We start from the raw sequence: 17,440 nt of genomic DNA, 5'->3' as shown, positions 1-17,440 counted from the left end.
TGTATTTTGTTGATGTTTTTTATCGATTTTATTAAAATTGTTATGAAAAGTTTAAAAAATTATGAATAAATTCGCAGCCATTATTAACCAACTAAAAAAACCAAACAATGAAATTGAAATTACTTTCAGTAGCTTTCATGGCTACCAGTTTGGCATTTGCTCAAGATGGTTTATGGAAGCGAACGGGGGCTTCTAATAAAACCCAATTGGAAAGCAAATCGCAGCTTCCAGAGAAGAATCTTTACGATCTGGATGTTAACTTAATCAAAACTGAATTAGCCAAATCACCAAGCAGATTCAGCAGAACAACTTCAGCAACTATCATTTCCCTGCCAAATGCTGAAGGAAAAACCGAGCGTTTCAGAGTATATGAAAACTCTAACATGGATCCGGCTTTACAGGCAAAATACCCTGAAATCAGATCATACATTGGAATTGGCGTTGACAATCCAACTTCTACAGCTTATTTCAGTATGTCTCCATTAGGATTCAAATCAATGACTTTGAATGCAGACAAATCAGCCTCATTCATTGAGCCATTCTCAAAAGATTTAAAAACATATTCTGTTTATAAAAAATCAGACAAAAAAGAAAACCTGACTCCTTTTGAGTGTAAAGTAATTGACAAAATTGAACCAAAACTAGCAAATGGAGCTAACCTGCGTCCAAATGCTGATGATGCTACTCTAAGAACATTCCGTTTAGCATTGTCTGTTACTGGTGAGTATACTGCTTATTTTGGCGGAACTAAAGCCCAGGCTTTGGCAGCTATGAACGCAACTATGACTCGTGTGAATGGTGTTTTCGAAAAAGACTTTAGTGTTAAAATGAATTTAATTGCAAACAATGACGTTCTAATTTACACTAACGCATCAACCGACCCTTATTCTGCCGCATCTACAGGTGCAGGAGGTGCATGGAACACTGAGTTACAAAACAATTTAACGAATACAATAGGTAATGCCGCTTACGATGTAGGTCACTTATTTGGTGCTTCAGGCGGTGGTGGTAATGCAGGTTGTATTGGTTGTATTTGTGTTGATGACACTTCAAGTACATCTGACAAGAATAAAGGATCCGGCTACACCTCTCCTGGTGACGGTATACCTTCGGGAGACAATTTTGACATTGACTATGTAGCCCATGAATTAGGACACCAATTTGGTGCAAACCACACATTTTCTATGAGCAATGAAGGCACTGGAGCAAATATGGAACCAGGATCTGGATCAACAATCATGGGATATGCCGGTATTACTTCTCAGGACGTACAACCGCATTCTGATGCGTATTTCCATGCATTTAGTGTGCAACAGGTTACTAACAACATTAAAGCTAAAACTTGTTCAGTAAACACTGCAACAGGTAATGCGATACCAACTGCAAATGCAGGTTCAGATTTTACTATACCTAAGAGCACTCCGTTCATGCTGACAGGTACAGGAACTGATGCTAATGGCGATGCCTTAACTTATATCTGGGAACAATTTGACAATGCATCAAGCTCACAAACTGGCGCAAGTTCTGCTGCAAGTGCGACAAAAACTTCGGGCCCGACTTTCAGATCCTACAACCCTGCAACAACACCAACAAGATATTTCCCTCAAATGTCTTCTGTTTTAAATGGTGCAACTACAACTCAAGGAACTGAAATCGCTGTTGAGGCTGTACCTTCAGTTGCAAGAACAATGAATTTCCGTTTTACAGTGCGTGATAACAGAGCTGGTGGTTCTGCCAACAATTCTGATGACATGATTGTAACTGTAAATGGAACTGCCGGTCCATTTGCAATCACATCACAAGGTACTGCAAGTTCATATACCGGAGGCACTTCACAGGCAGTTACCTGGAATGTTGCCGGTACTACTGCAAACGGCGTAAACTGTGCTAACGTAGATATTTTATGGACTACAAATAACGGAGCTTCTTGGACAACTCTAGTTGCAGGAACTCCTAATGACGGTACTGAAAATGTGACTATTCCTAATGCTTCTACTTCAACAGGCAGGATCATGGTAAAAGGTACAAGCCATATTTTCTTTGACGTAAACAATGCTAATATTACTGTAACTGCAGGATCAAGCGACACAGTAGCGCCTTCTGCTCCAACAAGTTTAGCAGCTTCTGGAACTACTCAAACAACAACAAACTTATCTTGGACAGCTTCAACTGACAATGTAGGTGTTACTGGTTATGACGTTTACCAAGGAGCTACTTTATTAGGAACAACAGCTTCTACATCATACGCAGTTTCTGGATTAACAGCTTCTACGACGTATACTTTCTCTGTTAAAGCTAAAGATGCTGCTGGAAACATTTCTGCTGCAAGTAATACTGTAAGTGTAACTACTTCAGCACCTATTGTAGACACAACAGCTCCGACAGTCCCAACTAATTTAGCTGCTTCTGGAACTACTTCTAGCTCAACTAACTTATCTTGGACAGCTTCAACTGATAACGTAGGTGTTACAGGTTATGATGTATATCAAGGTGCAACTTTATTAGGAACTACAGCTTCTACATCTTTTGCTGTTACTGGTTTGGCAGCATCAACTACCTATTCATTCACAGTTAGAGCGAAAGACGCTGCTGGAAATATTTCTGCTGCTAGCAACACTGTAAGCGTAACAACTTCTGCTGTAACGATCACTTACTGTGCTTCACAAGGGAACAGTACTGCTGACGAAAAAATCGGACGCGTAGCAATTGGCTCTATCAACAATGCTTCAACGGGCACTGCCGGTTATGAAGATTTTACAGCGCAATCAACTTCTGCTGCTCAAAATGCTTCACAGAGTATTACAATTACGCCGTCATGGACTTCAAGCACTTATGCTGAAGGATATGCAGTATTTATTGACTATAACAAAGATGGTGATTTTGCTGATGCTGGTGAAACAGTATGGACAAAAGCAGCTTCTACAACAACTCCGGTTTCTGGATCTTTCACAATTCCTGCTACTGCTGCATTAGGAGCAACAAGAATGAGAGTTTCTATGAAATATAATGCAATCCCAACTTCTTGTGAGGCTTTCTCTTACGGACAAGTTGAAGATTATACAATCAACATTACTGCTGGCACAGCTGATACGACAGCACCAACTGCTCCAACTAGTTTAACTGCTTCTGGAACTACTTCTAGCTCAACTAACTTATCTTGGTCAGCTGCTACTGATAACGTAGGTGTTACCGGTTATGATGTTTACCAGGGAGCAACTTTATTAGGTTCAACAGCTTCTACTTCATATGCAGTTTCAGGTTTAACGGCTTCTACAACATATTCTTTCTCGGTAAGAGCTAAAGACGCTGCCGGAAACGTTTCTGCAGCAAGTAATACTGTAAGTGTAACTACTTCATCAGTTTCAATTACGTATTGTACATCTCAAGGCAACAACACAGCTGACGAAAGAATTGGACGTGTAACTATTGGCTCAATCAACAATGCATCAACTGGTACTGCTGGTTATGAAAACTTTACTGCACAATCAACTTCAGCTGCCAGAGGATCATCACAAACTATTACTATAACTCCAACATGGACTGGCACTGTTTACAGTGAAGGCTATGCAGTGTTTATTGACTACAACCAAAATGGTGTATTTACTGATGCCGGTGAAACTGTTTGGACAAAAACAGCTTCTACAACTACTCCGGTTTCCGGAACTTTCACAATTCCTGCAACTGCCGTTTTAGGAACTACAAGAATGAGAGTGTCTATGAAATATAACGCTGTACCTACATCATGTGAGGCATTCTCATACGGGCAGGTTGAGGATTATACAATCAACATCACATCAACAGCAAGAGGAGAAGAAACTTCAAATGCTTCAAGAGTTGAAATTGGTTTATACCCTAACCCAACCAGAGATTTCTTAACTATTACTTCTATTTCTGAAAAAGCAACCTACAGAGCTTATAATTTATTAGGTCAGGTAGTTGCTGAAGGAAAAATTAATAACGGAACAATCAATGTAACAAACTTCAAAGCCGGAAACTATATTTTAGAAGTTTCTGATAATGAAACAACTGTTACAAAACGCTTTATCAAAGAGTAATTTGATAATTAACCCAACCTAACCTTAAAAGCTGTCTCAATGAGGCAGCTTTTTTTATAAATAAAATTGTACTTTTAGCAGGCATAAATTTTACAAATAAAATGAAAAAACTGGCATTATTAAGTTTAACGCTTATGGGAATAAATTCAGCAGTTGCCCAAGAAGTTATGACTCCGGAATTGCTTTGGAAACTCGGTCGTGTTTCCCCTTTAGGCATTTCAAAAGACGGTAAAAACATCGTTTATAAAGTTGCTACACCATCAATTGAGGATAACAAGTCAAACTCTAAGTTTTACTCTATCCCAATTACAGGAGGAAATCCAACTGAAATTAAAGAGTACAAAGAATTAATTAAAGACAAAAATATTTCGCCCGATGGGACTTTCTTACTTTCACATCAGGAAGTTAAAGTCAGCAATGTACTTGGTAAAGATGTTTACCCGGAACTTGACAAAGCTAATGCACAAGTATATGATGGATTAGATTACCGCCATTGGGATACTTGGAGAGACGGAACTTACAACCATGTTTTTTATGGTGGTATTCCAGCTCCTAATGTTCGCCTGGCACCTCCTATCGATATTATGGAAGGTGAGCTATTTGACGCGCCGCAAAAACCTTTCGGTGGTGATGAAGATTACGTTTGGTCACCTGACAGTAAAAACATCATCTATGTTTGCAAAAAGAAAGCAGGTACTGCGTATGCAACCAGTACAAACACCGATTTGTATCAATATAACATTGAAACCAAAGAAACCAAAAACCTTACCGAAAGCAACTTAGGTTATGACACTCACCCAATGTTTTCACCTAAAGGCGATTTAACATGGTTACAAATGAAGCGTGATGGTTATGAAGCCGACAAAAACGATATCATTGTCCGTTTTAAAGGAATGGATATGAATCTTACATCAGCTTGGGATGGAACCGTTGAAAGTTTTAAATGGAGTTCTGATGGAAAAAAAGTGTATTTCATTGCACCGGTTGACGGGACAAAACAGCTTTTCGAAGTTAATTTTCCTGGTTTAACCAGAATTGCAATCACTGTAAAACAAATTACCAACGGGACATTTGATGTTACTGAAATTATTGGCTTCAACCTGGACAAGGTAATTGTTGCCAGAAACGACATGAACCATGCTTCGGAAATTTTCTCTTATGATTTGAAAAAGAAATCGTGGAAGCAAATCACTAATGTGAACACAGAAACTTATAATAAATTAGCTTTATGTAAAACTGAAAAAAGATATGTAACCACAACGGATGGCAAAAAAATGCTGGTTTGGGTAATTCTTCCTCCAAATTTTGATGCTAACAAAAAATACCCGGCACTATTATATTGTCAGGGTGGCCCACAAAGCCCATTGTCTCAATACTATTCATACCGTTGGAATTTTCAAACCATTGCTTCACAAGGTTATATCGTAGTAGCACCTAACCGCCGCGGTATGCCGGGTCATGGAGTTAAATGGAACGAACAGATTTCAGGCGACTGGGGAGGACAAGTAATGGATGACTATTTAGCTGCAATTGATGATGTAGCAAAAGAATCGTATGTGGACAAAGGCCGTTTGGGTGCTGTAGGTGCCAGTTACGGAGGTTATTCAGTATTTCAATTGGCGGGAATTCACAAAAACCGTTTCAAAACATTTATTTCACATTGCGGGATTTTCAATACTCAAAGTATGTATGGGACAACCGAAGAAGTTTTCTTTACTAACTGGGACTCCGGAGGTGCTTATTGGGAAAAAGATAATAAAACAGCTCAAAAAACATACAACGAGTTTAATCCAATCAATTTAGTTAATAACTGGAACACTCCTATAATGATTATCCAGGGAGGAAAAGATTACCGCGTGCCTATTGGTCAGGGACAGGAAGCTTTCCAGGCAGCTCAGTTAAAAGGAATAAAAAGCAGATTCCTATTATTCCCGGAAGAGAACCACTGGGTGTTAAAACCACAAAATGCTCTGGTTTGGCAGCGTGAGTTTTTCAAATGGCTGAAAGAAACTTTATAATATAAATCAATTCCCAAGCATGCTTGGGAATTTTCTTTAACAATAATATAATTTACTGTTAAATACTAGGTACAATTGTAACCTATTTTTATTTTTACCGACATATATTAGAAAAAACTATAAAACACATGTATACAATTACCAAACCTTTCATTATTGCTGTCTCACTATTTGTGGGCGTTACCAGCTTTGCTCAAGACAATTTAGTAAACTCTTTGAAAATCAACGCAAGTGAAAAGAGTAAAGAATCATTCAAATTTTCTGATGTAATCAATATTGAAAATACTTCTGTAAAAAATCAAGGTTCATCAGGTACTTGCTGGAGTTATTCTGCCAACTCATTTTTAGAGTCTGAAATGATCCGTATGGGCAAAAAACCTGTTGAATTATCTCAAATTTATTCTGCGCGCAATGCGTATGTAGAAAAAGGGAGAAACTATGTACGCATGCACGGCTCTGTAGCATTAGGAGACGGCGGAGCATTTCACGATGTAATCAATATGTACCGTAAATATGGCGCTGTACCACAATCTGTTTATACAGGTTTGAATTACGGAACTGACAAAAATAAATTTTCAGAAATGGCTGCCTTAACAGAAGCTTTCTTAAAAGCAGTTGTAACAAATCCTAACGGAGAGTTAACCCCTAACTGGGAAAAAGCATACGCCGCTATCATCGATTCTTATTTAGGAACAATCCCAAAAACTTTCGACTATAACGGCAAAAAATATACTCCGGAGACTTTTGCCAAAGAAGTCGTAGGTATTAATGCAGACGATTATGTAGAAATTTCCTCATTACAGGAATACCCATATTACACAAAGTTTGTACTTATGGTACCGGACAACTGGAACTATGACCAAGTATACAACGTTAAAATGAACGAACTAACAGAAATCATTGACAGCGCACTTAAAAATGGGTATACAGTAGCTTGGGCTGGAGATGTAAGTGAGAAAAGTTTCTCTTGGAAAAATGGCGTAGCTTTTGTTCCTGAGAAAAAAGTAGAAGACATGACTGCCGAAGAAAAAGCAGACATGTTTAACGGGCCTAAAAAAGAAGCTGTAGTAACAGAAGAAATGCGTCAAAAAGCATTTGACAACTACACTACAACTGATGACCACGGAATGCATATTGTAGGAATTTCAAAAGACCAGAACGGTAAAGAATATTACATCGTTAAAAACTCTTGGGGAACTACAAACGACTACAAAGGCTATTTATATATGTCTAAAGAGTTTGCAAAATACAAAGCTACCGCAATTATGCTTCACAAAAAAGCGGTACCAAATGCTATAGCTACTAAATTGAAAATATAACTTTTCATCATACTTTTTTTAAAAATCGATAACTTTTTAGTTATCGATTTTTTTTTAAATACCTTCGAAAAAAACTGCACTAACAACACAACTAAAAAATCTAATTATGCATAAAAAAACCACCTGTCTGTTATTCCTTTTTATTGCTTCTCTAAGTTTCAGCCAAAACAAATACATAAAATATGTAAAACCTATAATAGGAACTCAAAGAATGGGACATGTCTATCCTGGTGCTACAGTTCCTTTTGGGATGGTACAACTAAGTCCAGATACAGATACAATCCCTTATGCCACAAATAGCAAATACAATCCCGATGTTTACAAATATTGTGGAGGATATCAATATGACGACAAAACAATAGTAGGCTTTAGCCACACCCACTTTAGTGGGACAGGCCATTCCGATTTGGGAGATTTTTTAGTAATGCCCACCGTAGGTAAATTACAATTAAATCCTGGAACAGCTGATAAACCACAATCTGGGTTTCGCTCCGCATTTTCTCATTCCAATGAAATTGCAGAAGCTGGCTATTACAAAGTAAAATTAGACGATGATAACATCTTAGCAGAACTTTCGGCGTCCACTAGAGTAGGTTTTCATCAATACACCTTCCCAAAATCAGAGGAAGCACATATCATTTTGGATTTAATGAGCGGCATTTATAATTATCCTGAAAAAAATGTATGGACCTATGTACGTGTAGTAAACGATACCTTAATTACAGGATACCGCCAAACGAACGGATGGGCAAGAACACGAACACAATACTTCGCAATGAGTTTCTCAAAACCTTTCATAGAATATGGCAGTAAAAACTTTGAAGAAAAGCAAGTTTATAGAGGATTTTGGAGAAAATTTAATCAAGATAAAAACCTCCCGGAAATAGCAGGCAAACAAATTAGAATGTACTTTAATTTCAAAACATCAGACAATGAAAAAATAAAGGTAAAAATGGCTCTTTCATCTGTTAGTATGGATGGAGCACTTTTGAACCTATCAGAGATTACTCATTGGGATTTTGAAAAAGTAAAAAACAAAGCCCAAAACAATTGGGAAAGGGAATTACAAAAAATTGAAATAGAAGGTGATGAAGACTTAAAAACTAACTTCTACACCGCGATGTATCATTCTTTTTTAGCACCAACAACCTATATGGATCTTGACGGCAAATACAAAGGCTTAGATCAAAACGTTCATCAAGCCCAAGGTTTTACAAACTACACTACTTTTTCCTTATGGGACACCTATCGTGCGTTACACCCTTTATTCAATATCATACAGCCCAAAAGAAACAATGACATGATCCATTCTATGATGAAACATTTTGAGCAAAGTCCTCATAAAATGCTACCCATCTGGAGTCATCATGCTAATGACAATTGGTGTATGAGCGGTTATCACAGTGTATCAGTTATAGCTGATGCCATTATGAAAGACATATATACCGGAGACAAAAACGAAGCGCTAGACGCTTGTATTACTACAGCCAACAAAAGAGATTACGAAGGAATTGGACATTATATAGACAATGGCTTTATTCCAGCCGAAAAAAGCGGCATTTCAGTTTCAAACACATTGGAATATGCCTATGATGATTGGACAATCGCGCAATTAGCTAAAAAACTAAACCGAAATGAAGTATATGAACAATTTTTAAAACGCTCCGAAAACTGGAAAAACAATTTTGACAAAACCAGTGGCTTTATGCGACCTAAATCAACTGATGGAACGTTCAAAAAAGAATTTGACCCATTAAACACGCATGGACAAGGATTCATAGAAGGCAATAGTTGGAATTATACATTTTTCGTACCTCAAAATCCAAATGCATTAGTCGAAGCTATGGGTGGCAAAAAAACCTTTACTAAAAAACTAGATCAATTATTCTCTATGCATCTACCTGACACTTTTTTTGCGGATACTGAAGACATCACACGCGATGGAATCATTGGTGGTTACGTACATGGTAACGAGCCTGCACATCATGTTGCCTATTTATATAATTGGACGAACCAACCTTGGAAAACACAAGAAATTATTAGAAAAACACTTAAAATGCAATACAAACCAACTCCTGATGGTTTAGGCGGTAACGACGATTGCGGACAAATGAGTGCTTGGTATATTTTTTCTTCATTAGGATTTTATCCTGTTGCACCTGGTGGGAATGAATACTCAATAGGAAGTCCAACAATCAAGAATGCAAAAATCAATCTTGAAAACGGCAAAACTTTTGAAATAAAAGTTAATAATGCTTCCGATAAAAATATCTACATCCAAAAAATGACCTTAAACGGAAAAAGCTTTGACAACTATTCCATTAACTATGATGATATAGTTAGAGGTGGATTATTAGAATTCACAATGAGTGACAAACACAAATAAAATATGATTTCCTCATCAAGTAAGACTCCAAACCCTAAAGACTAACTTTAGGGTTCATTTTTTTTGTAAATTTGAATTTTACAAAAAATAAAAAATGACAACAACAACCATAAAAGAGTTTTACAATGAAATGTTTGGCGACTATTGTCCTGAAGTAATAAAATACATTGAGGAAATGGACAAAAAAGATGTTGGTCATTTTAATGTTTTTAATATTGCTGATATGTACAATGTGTGTAAAGCAAAACCAGCGATGCCATATAATAGAAGAGCTTATTATAAAATCAGCCTAATTAATGGAAAAAATACAGTCGAATACACAGATAAAACAATAGAAATTAAAGATTTCGCCATTCTTTTTGCTACTCCCAAAATACCTTATCGCTATACACCACTAGACAATAATCAAAAAGGACACTTTTGTGTTTTCACAAGTGACTTTATGACCAAATCAAAAACAGGATTAGTCATAGATGAATTACCAATTTATCAGCCTAATACCGATTTTATTTTTCAATTAACAGAGAAACAATATGAAGAAATTCAGTCTATTTTCAATAAAATGCATAACGAAATAGAATCAGACTATAAATTCAAATATGATTTGCTTCGTAATTATCTAGTTGAGCTTATCCACTATGGTCAAAAACTAAAACCAATGGATTCTCTTATTGACACTATGAATGCTTCTTCCCGAATTACATCTCTTTTTCTTGAACTTCTTGAAAGACAATTCCCAATAGAATCGAGCACTCAAACCCTATTACTTCGTAATCCAAAAGACTATGCCGATACATTAAACGTGCATGTAAATCATTTGAACAAAACATTAAAAGAAAGAACCGGAAAAACAACAACAGAAATAATTACGTCTAGAATTTTACAAGAATCTAAAATTCTTTTAAAAAACACTGCATGGAATATTTCCGAAATTTCAAATAGTTTAGGATTTGAAGAAGTCGCTCATTTTTCTAATTTTTTCAAAAAGCAATCTGGTTTCTCTCCGTTAGCATTTCGCAATTGATTATTTGATTTTTACAAAAGATAGATTGTTTCAAGCAACCTCTAACTTTCAAAATCATCGCAACTTTGTCATATAATTTTAAAACATATCAAAATGACAAACAGTATAAATAAAATTGCATTAGTTACAGGAGGCAGCCGTGGTTTAGGCAAGAATTCAGCATTACAATTAGCTAAAAAAGGATTTGATATTATCATCACTTTCCAATCTCAAAAAGAAGAAGCAGAAAAAACAGCAAATGAAATAGTTGCAGAAGGAAAAAAGGCTTCTTTTCTTCAATTAGATTTATCAAACACTTCATCATTCGATAATTTCGCAAAAGAGCTCGAAAACATCCTTAAAAATGATTTCGGCACTAATAAATTTGATGCTTTAGTAAATAATGCAGGATCTGGTTATCATGCAACAATTAGCGAAACAACGGAAGCAGGTTTTGATGCTATGTCAGACATTCATTTGAAGGCCCCTTTTTTCTTAACTCAAAAACTATTACCATTATTAAATGATGGCGGAAGTATTGTAAATACTTCTTCAGGTTTAGCACGTTTTAGTTATTCAGGTTATGCCGCTTATGCAATTATGAAAGCTGGTATAGATGGATTAACACGTTATCAGGCAGTAGAATTTGGAAACAGAAAAATAAGAGTTAACTCTGTTGCACCGGGTGCTATAGAAACTGATTTTGGAGGCGGAACTGTTCGTGACAATAAAGAATTGAACGACATGATAAGTAATATGACTCCGCTGGGAAGAGTTGGAAAACCAGATGACATTGGGAGCGTCGTTGCTTTTTTATGTTCTGATGAATCCAAATGGGTTAATGGGCAACGCATTGAAGCCTCTGGAGGAATTCACATCTAAAATCATTAAACAAAAAAGCCCTGAATTTCAGGGCTATTTTTTTATTAATTTTTAGGCTCTTTCATTTTGAAAGTTTCCATAAACTTAGTCGTATAATTACCAGCAACATAATCCGGCTCATCCATTAACTGTCTGTGGAACGGAATAGTTGTTTTGATACCTTCAATCACGAATTCATCCAAAGCACGTTTCATTTTCGAAATTGCTTCTTCACGGGTTTGAGCTGTTGTGATCAATTTCGCAATCATAGAGTCATAATTAGGCGGAATTGTATAACCAGCATATACGTGAGTATCTAAACGCACTCCATGACCTCCCGGCGCATGTAAAACAGTAATTTTACCTGGCGACGGACGAAAATCATTGTATGGATCCTCAGCATTGATACGGCATTCAATTGAATGCAGTTGCGGCAGATAGTTTTTACCTGAAATAGGCACACCAGCTGCAACTAAAATTTGCTCGCGGATTAAATCGTAATCAATTACTTGTTCAGTAATTGGATGTTCTACCTGGATACGGGTATTCATTTCCATGAAGTAGAAATTACGGTGCTTATCAACTAAGAATTCCACTGTACCAGCTCCTTCGTAGCTGATAAATTCAGCCGCTTTTACCGCAGCCTCACCCATTTTGTGACGTAATTCGTCAGTCATGAAAGGTGACGGGGTTTCTTCCGTTAATTTTTGGTGACGGCGTTGTACCGAACAGTCTCTTTCTGATAAGTGACAAGCTTTTCCGTAAGAATCACCTACAATCTGGATTTCAATATGACGTGGCTCTTCAATAAGTTTTTCCATGTACATACCGTCATTTCCAAAAGCAGCCGCAGCTTCCATACGCGCACTTTCCCAAGCTTTTTCAAGCTCTTCTTCTTTCCAGATAGCACGCATACCTTTACCACCACCACCTGCAGTAGCTTTCATCATTACTGGATAACCAGTTTCTTTAGCTACTCTTTTTGCTTCTTCAAATGATTCTAAAATACCATCTGAACCTGGAACACAAGGAACTCCTGCAGCTTTCATAGTAGCTTTTGCAGTAGCTTTGTCTCCCATTTTTTCAATCATTTCAGGAGAAGCACCAATGAATTTAATATTGTGCTCCTGACAGATTTTAGAGAATTTAGCATTCTCTGATAAGAATCCGTAACCCGGGTGTATTGCATCTGCATTAGTAATTTCAGCCGCCGCAATGATATTTGACATTTTCAAATACGATTGATTACTAGGCGCCGGACCAATACAAACTGCTTCATCAGCAAACTTAACATGCAAGCTGTCTGCATCTGCTGTAGAATAAACCGCAACGGTTTTGATTCCCATTTCTCTACAGGTTCTAATTACACGAAGTGCAATTTCTCCCCTGTTTGCTATTAATATTTTTTTAAACATCCTTTTTCAAATTAGATTATTAGACAATTGGATTATTGGATTTTTAGATTGATAAACATTTTACAGGTCTAAAAATCTAAAAAATCTAAAAGTCTAAAATTAAGATGGATCTACTAAGAATAATGGTTGATCGAATTCAACCGGAGATGCATCATCAACTAAAATTTTAACGATTTTTCCTGAAACTTCACTTTCAATTTCGTTGAATAATTTCATTGCTTCGATAACACATAAAGTATCTCCGTTAGAAATTGTAGAACCTACCTCAACAAACATTGGTTTATCCGGAGATGGCTTACGGTAAAATGTCCCAATCATAGGTGACTTCACTGTAATGTATTTAGATGTCTCCTCAACAGCAACTTCAGCAACAGGAGCAGCCTGAGCAGGAGCAGCAACCACAGGAGCAGCAGCTACCGGCATTTGCGGCATAGCAGCCTGCATAGGAACGTGTTGCACATAAGTTGTTTCAGCACCTTCCGCTATAGTTTTGATAGTGATTTTGAAATCATCCATCTCTAATTTTACTTCAGTAGCACCTGATTTTGCTACAAATTTGATTAGGTTTTGAATTTCTCTAATATCCATGATATTTCGATTTTGGTTTATTATTTAGTATCGTACGCCCATTTTAAGTAAATAGCTCCCCAAGTGAAGCCACCCCCAAATGCGGCAAAAACAATGTTATCTCCTTTTTTCAATTGCTTTTCAAAGTCACATAATACTAATGGCAAAGTAGCCGAAGTAGTATTTCCATAACGATGAATATTGATCAGTACTTTTGATTCGTCTAATCCCATACGTTCAGCTGTAGCATCAATAATACGCTTATTCGCCTGATGCGCCACCAACCAGTTTACATCATCATGCGACAAATGGTTGCGCTGCATGATTTTTTCACTCACGTCAGCCATTCCTGATACAGCGTATTTGAAAACCGTTTTACCATCCTGAAAAACAGTATGCTGTCCATTCTCTACAGTATCTTTTGAAGCTGGCAGGATTGACCCTCCGGCATCAATTTTAAGATATTCACGGCCTATACCGTCGCTTCTTAAAATTTCATCCTGTAAACCAAATCCTTCTTCGTTAGGCTCAAAAAGAACAGCACCTGCACCATCTCCAAAGATAATGCAGGTTGCTCTGTCTGTATAATCAATAATTGACGACATTTTATCTGCCCCAATTAAAAGTACCTTTTTATATCGCCCTGATTGAATGTAAGCTGCAGCGGTCGACATTCCATAAAGGAAGCTAGAACAGGCAGCCTGTAAATCAAAAGCAAAAGCATTTACCGCTCCAATTTGCGTAGCCACATATACACCTGTAGAGGCTACCGGCATATCCGGAGTAGCAGTTGCCATGATTACCAAATCAATCTCTTCAGGATTTACACCATGTTTTTCAAATAGATTTTTCGCGGCTCTTATGGCCATATAAGAAGTCCCGGCTCCTTTTTCTTTAAGGATTCTTCTTTCTTTGATACCTGTACGGGTGGTAATCCATTCATCAGTAGTATCAATCATTGTTTCCAAAACTTCATTTGATAAAACAAAGTCAGGAACATAGGAACCTATAGCAGTTATTGCAGCAGTCATTTTATTCATAAAGTCTAAAAATTATGACTTTCTAATCTTTCGTCTAAAAGACGATGAAATTACAAAAATTCTTCAAATTAGAAACCAAATATTTTCAATTTTTTGAAAAGTTGAATTAACTCCAACAAAAAAACTCTCACATGGTGAGAGTTAGTTCATCTTTTACTAAAACGTATTAAGCAACAGCTACTGATTTATCAATAACTACCTGACCTCTGTAATACATTTTACCTTCATGCCAGTAAGCTCTGTGGTATAAATGCGCCTCTCCAGTCACTGGACATGTAGCGATTTGAGCAACAGTTGCTTTATAGTGAGTTCTTCTTTTGTCTCTTCTTGTCGACGATTGTCTTCTCTTAGGATGTGCCATTTTACAAAATTATTTATCCGTTAATAGTTTCTTTAATGCTGCCCAACGCGGGTCAATTTCTTCTTCTTTAATTTCTTGTTCTTCTTTAACTTCTATGTCATTAAGTTCTTCCAATTCAAATTCCTCTGCATTTGGACCAACTCTTTTTAATGGTATAGATAAAGCAATCATTTCATAAATGTATTGCGCTATATCAATTTGATGTTCCCCGTAAGGAAGGATCAGCAACTCCTCATTGTCGTCATTGTATTCATCACCAAAACGAACAATAAGTTTTAATTTTCCTTTAACAGGCATATCAAAAGGCTCACCCGTAACATCGCAAAGTACATTTACAGTACCTTTATGCTTAAAATTTAATTCAAGCATACTACTTTGTTTATCCAACACCAGGCTTACTTTAATATCTGACGATTCAAACTCATCATACTCAAAGTAATCAAAGAACGATTTACTAATCTGGTATTCAAACTGATGTTTCCCAAGCTTTAATCCCACATAAGGAATTAAATAATCATTCGTAACTTTCATCTTAACAACAATTTGCTCCCTAATTAGGGTGTGCAAAGATATAAATTATTTATAAAATCAAAAGGGTTATAAACATTTTTTTGTTTATAACTACTTTTCTTTAACTTTTAAAGGATTTTCAGACATTTCCAAATACTCATTACGCGATTTAAAAATATCTATCGCTGTATAAATTGCTTCCGTAAACGAACTGTGATCTGCCAATCCTTTTCCGGCAATATCATAGCCGGTTCCATGATCCGGAGAAGTACGCACTTTATTCAAACCAGCTGTATAATTCACTCCTTTCCCAAAAGACAAAGTCTTAAACGGAATTAATCCCTGGTCATGGTATACTGCAATAACCGCATCGTATTTTTCATATTGTCCGCTGCCAAAAAATCCATCGGCTGAAAACGGCCCGAAAACCAAAACTCCCTCCTCAAAAATTTTCTTTAAAGCAGGTTTTAATATTTTTTCCTCCTCATCACCTATCACCCCATTATCACCTGAATGAGGATTCAACCCCAAAACAGCAATTCTTGGCTTATTGATTCCGAAATCCTGAATCAAAGACTTATTTATCGTTTTGATTTTTCTTCTTATCAAATCTTCCGTCAAATGTTTAGCCACTTCATTAATTGGCACATGATCTGTCAGCAAACCTACACGAAGTGAATCCTGAACCATAAACATTAATGCGTCACCTTCTAATTCCTTATTCAGATAATCAGTATGACCGGGAAATGAAAATTCTTCACTCTGTATATTAGCCTTACTGATAGGAGCAGTAACCAAAACATCTATTTTATCTTCTTTTAATGCCTGAACAGCCGTAACAAAAGATTTAACGGCGTATTTCCCAACATTCTGATCTTCCACACCCCATTCCAGATTCACTCCTTCACGCCACACATTAAGCACATTTATCTTACCTGTGACAGCCTGATCGATTTTATCAATCCCATGCAGATTGATATTTAAATTCAATTGTTTTTTTAAGAATGAAAGAATTTTCACATTAGCAAAAATTACAGGCGTACACATTTCCAGCATACGGTTGTCTTCAAACGACTTCAGTATTACCTCGCTTCCTATGCCGTTCAAATCACCAATCGAGATTCCTACGATTATATTTTCTGCTTTTTTTGTCATCGCTTTAATGTATTTATGCTAATTTTGAATGCAAATTTACTAAAATTAATCAGTTAATGTTTACAGGAATCATAGAAACTCTTGGTACCATCACGGGACTTGAAAAAGAGGGCGAAAACATACACGTATCTGTACGGGCAGACATCACAAATGAGTTAAAAATCGACCAAAGTGTAGCTCATAATGGCGTTTGTCTGACCGTGGTTTCAATTAAAGATGATATTTATACGGTTACTGCCATTAAAGAAACGATCGACAAAACCAATTTAGGTGACTGGCAGGTTGGCGATGCAGTTAATTTAGAACGCGCCATGAAGCTGGGAGACCGTCTGGACGGACACATCGTTCAAGGTCATGTGGATCAAACAGCAATCTGCAAAAATATAGAAGAAGCAGATGGAAGCTGGTATTTCACTTTCGAATACGACAGAAGCCTAAACAACATCACCATTGAAAAAGGATCCATCACCGTAAACGGAACGAGCCTAACTGTAGTAAATTCAAAAATCAACGAGTTTAGCGTCGCGATTATCCCATATACTTACGAACACACCAATTTTAATTCTTTTAAAATAGGAACAAAAGTAAACTTAGAGTTTGATGTGATTGGGAAATATGTAAAACGATTGCATGAACTACAGGCATAAACAACAAATTCCAATTGCAGATAAGAAATAAAAAAATCCCAAACTCCACTTCGACTAGCTCAGTGACCGTTTGGGATTTTATTTTTGTTATTTGGAATTTACA

General features: G+C 36.7%; 13 protein-coding genes and 1 pseudogene. 8 read left to right on the top strand and 6 right to left on the bottom strand.

Annotated features, from left to right (window positions below; all coding sequences use genetic code 11):
* Positions 1–107 precede the first annotated feature (107 nt).
* From EZM65_RS04505 to EZM65_RS04480, 7 genes and pseudogenes are all read left to right on the top strand, one after another.
* A pseudogene (locus EZM65_RS04505) lies at positions 108–3,077 on the top strand (reprolysin-like metallopeptidase); the annotation flags it as partial.
* Positions 3,063–4,055: a GEVED domain-containing protein gene (locus tag EZM65_RS15845; RefSeq protein WP_371682988.1), complete on the top strand. Its 993-nt coding sequence runs from the start codon at positions 3,063–3,065 to the stop codon at positions 4,053–4,055. The pseudogene EZM65_RS04505 and the gene EZM65_RS15845, both read left to right, overlap by 15 nt.
* Before the next feature lie 101 nt (positions 4,056–4,156).
* Positions 4,157–6,073, top strand: a complete 1,917-nt coding sequence (locus EZM65_RS04500; protein WP_136667354.1) for a S9 family peptidase — start codon at positions 4,157–4,159, stop codon at positions 6,071–6,073.
* 128 nt (positions 6,074–6,201) lie between these two features.
* Positions 6,202–7,392: an aminopeptidase C gene (locus EZM65_RS04495; protein WP_136667353.1), complete on the top strand. Its 1,191-nt coding sequence runs from the start codon at positions 6,202–6,204 to the stop codon at positions 7,390–7,392.
* A gap of 106 nt (positions 7,393–7,498) precedes the next feature.
* Positions 7,499–9,778, top strand: coding sequence for a GH92 family glycosyl hydrolase (locus tag EZM65_RS04490; protein ID WP_136667352.1), 2,280 nt, complete (start codon positions 7,499–7,501; stop codon positions 9,776–9,778).
* Positions 9,779–9,872: 94 nt separating this feature from the next.
* Positions 9,873–10,802 (top strand): helix-turn-helix transcriptional regulator, encoded by a 930-nt coding sequence (locus EZM65_RS04485; protein ID WP_136667351.1) that lies wholly within the window; start codon positions 9,873–9,875, stop codon positions 10,800–10,802.
* A gap of 93 nt (positions 10,803–10,895) precedes the next feature.
* Positions 10,896–11,663, top strand: coding sequence for an SDR family NAD(P)-dependent oxidoreductase (locus EZM65_RS04480; RefSeq protein ID WP_136667350.1), 768 nt, complete (start codon positions 10,896–10,898; stop codon positions 11,661–11,663).
* Positions 11,664–11,707: 44 nt separating this feature from the next.
* Here EZM65_RS04480 and accC read toward each other — a convergent pair whose 3' ends face one another.
* The 6 genes from accC to pdxA form a co-directional block, all read right to left on the bottom strand.
* A complete protein-coding gene (gene accC, locus EZM65_RS04475) occupies positions 11,708–13,057 on the bottom strand; it encodes an acetyl-CoA carboxylase biotin carboxylase subunit (RefSeq protein ID WP_136667349.1) in 1,350 nt (449 codons plus the stop codon).
* Positions 13,058–13,156: 99 nt separating this feature from the next.
* Positions 13,157–13,645, bottom strand: a complete 489-nt coding sequence (gene accB / locus EZM65_RS04470; RefSeq protein ID WP_136667348.1) for an acetyl-CoA carboxylase biotin carboxyl carrier protein — start codon at positions 13,643–13,645, stop codon at positions 13,157–13,159.
* A 20-nt stretch (positions 13,646–13,665) separates the two neighbouring features.
* A complete protein-coding gene (locus EZM65_RS04465) occupies positions 13,666–14,664 on the bottom strand; it encodes a beta-ketoacyl-ACP synthase III (protein ID WP_136667347.1) in 999 nt (332 codons plus the stop codon).
* 166 nt (positions 14,665–14,830) lie between these two features.
* Positions 14,831–15,025, bottom strand: coding sequence for a 50S ribosomal protein L32 (rpmF, locus tag EZM65_RS04460; protein WP_014165712.1), 195 nt, complete (start codon positions 15,023–15,025; stop codon positions 14,831–14,833).
* Positions 15,026–15,034: 9 nt separating this feature from the next.
* A complete protein-coding gene (locus EZM65_RS04455) occupies positions 15,035–15,556 on the bottom strand; it encodes a DUF177 domain-containing protein (RefSeq protein WP_136667346.1) in 522 nt (173 codons plus the stop codon).
* A 90-nt stretch (positions 15,557–15,646) separates the two neighbouring features.
* Positions 15,647–16,690: a 4-hydroxythreonine-4-phosphate dehydrogenase PdxA gene (gene pdxA / locus EZM65_RS04450; RefSeq protein WP_136667345.1), complete on the bottom strand. Its 1,044-nt coding sequence runs from the start codon at positions 16,688–16,690 to the stop codon at positions 15,647–15,649.
* A gap of 56 nt (positions 16,691–16,746) precedes the next feature.
* Between pdxA and EZM65_RS04445 the strand changes: the two genes are divergently transcribed.
* Complete coding sequence (locus tag EZM65_RS04445) at positions 16,747–17,337, top strand: riboflavin synthase (protein ID WP_136667344.1); 591 nt, start codon at positions 16,747–16,749, stop codon at positions 17,335–17,337.
* Positions 17,338–17,440: the final 103 nt, after the last annotated feature.

The sequence above is a fragment of the Flavobacterium sp. H122 genome, assembly GCF_004959765.1.
GTDB lineage: Bacteria > Bacteroidota > Bacteroidia > Flavobacteriales > Flavobacteriaceae > Flavobacterium.
The sequence above is the reverse complement of the archived record's forward strand: the minus strand, read 5'-3'. Positions and strand labels throughout refer to the sequence as shown.

Coding starts and splice junctions, on each gene's coding strand:
- EZM65_RS04455 (WP_136667346.1), bottom strand. CDS start 15,556: ATGAAAGTTACGAATGATTATTTAATTCCTTATGTGGGATTAAAGCTT.
- accB (WP_136667348.1), bottom strand. CDS start 13,645: ATGGATATTAGAGAAATTCAAAACCTAATCAAATTTGTAGCAAAATCA.
- EZM65_RS04465 (WP_136667347.1), bottom strand. CDS start 14,664: ATGAATAAAATGACTGCTGCAATAACTGCTATAGGTTCCTATGTTCCT.
- accC (WP_136667349.1), bottom strand. CDS start 13,057: ATGTTTAAAAAAATATTAATAGCAAACAGGGGAGAAATTGCACTTCGT.
- EZM65_RS04480 (WP_136667350.1), top strand. CDS start 10,896: ATGACAAACAGTATAAATAAAATTGCATTAGTTACAGGAGGCAGCCGT.
- EZM65_RS04495 (WP_136667353.1), top strand. CDS start 6,202: ATGTATACAATTACCAAACCTTTCATTATTGCTGTCTCACTATTTGTG.
- EZM65_RS04445 (WP_136667344.1), top strand. CDS start 16,747: ATGTTTACAGGAATCATAGAAACTCTTGGTACCATCACGGGACTTGAA.
- EZM65_RS04500 (WP_136667354.1), top strand. CDS start 4,157: ATGAAAAAACTGGCATTATTAAGTTTAACGCTTATGGGAATAAATTCA.
- EZM65_RS04490 (WP_136667352.1), top strand. CDS start 7,499: ATGCATAAAAAAACCACCTGTCTGTTATTCCTTTTTATTGCTTCTCTA.
- pdxA (WP_136667345.1), bottom strand. CDS start 16,690: ATGACAAAAAAAGCAGAAAATATAATCGTAGGAATCTCGATTGGTGAT.
- rpmF (WP_014165712.1), bottom strand. CDS start 15,025: ATGGCACATCCTAAGAGAAGACAATCGTCGACAAGAAGAGACAAAAGA.
- EZM65_RS04485 (WP_136667351.1), top strand. CDS start 9,873: ATGACAACAACAACCATAAAAGAGTTTTACAATGAAATGTTTGGCGAC.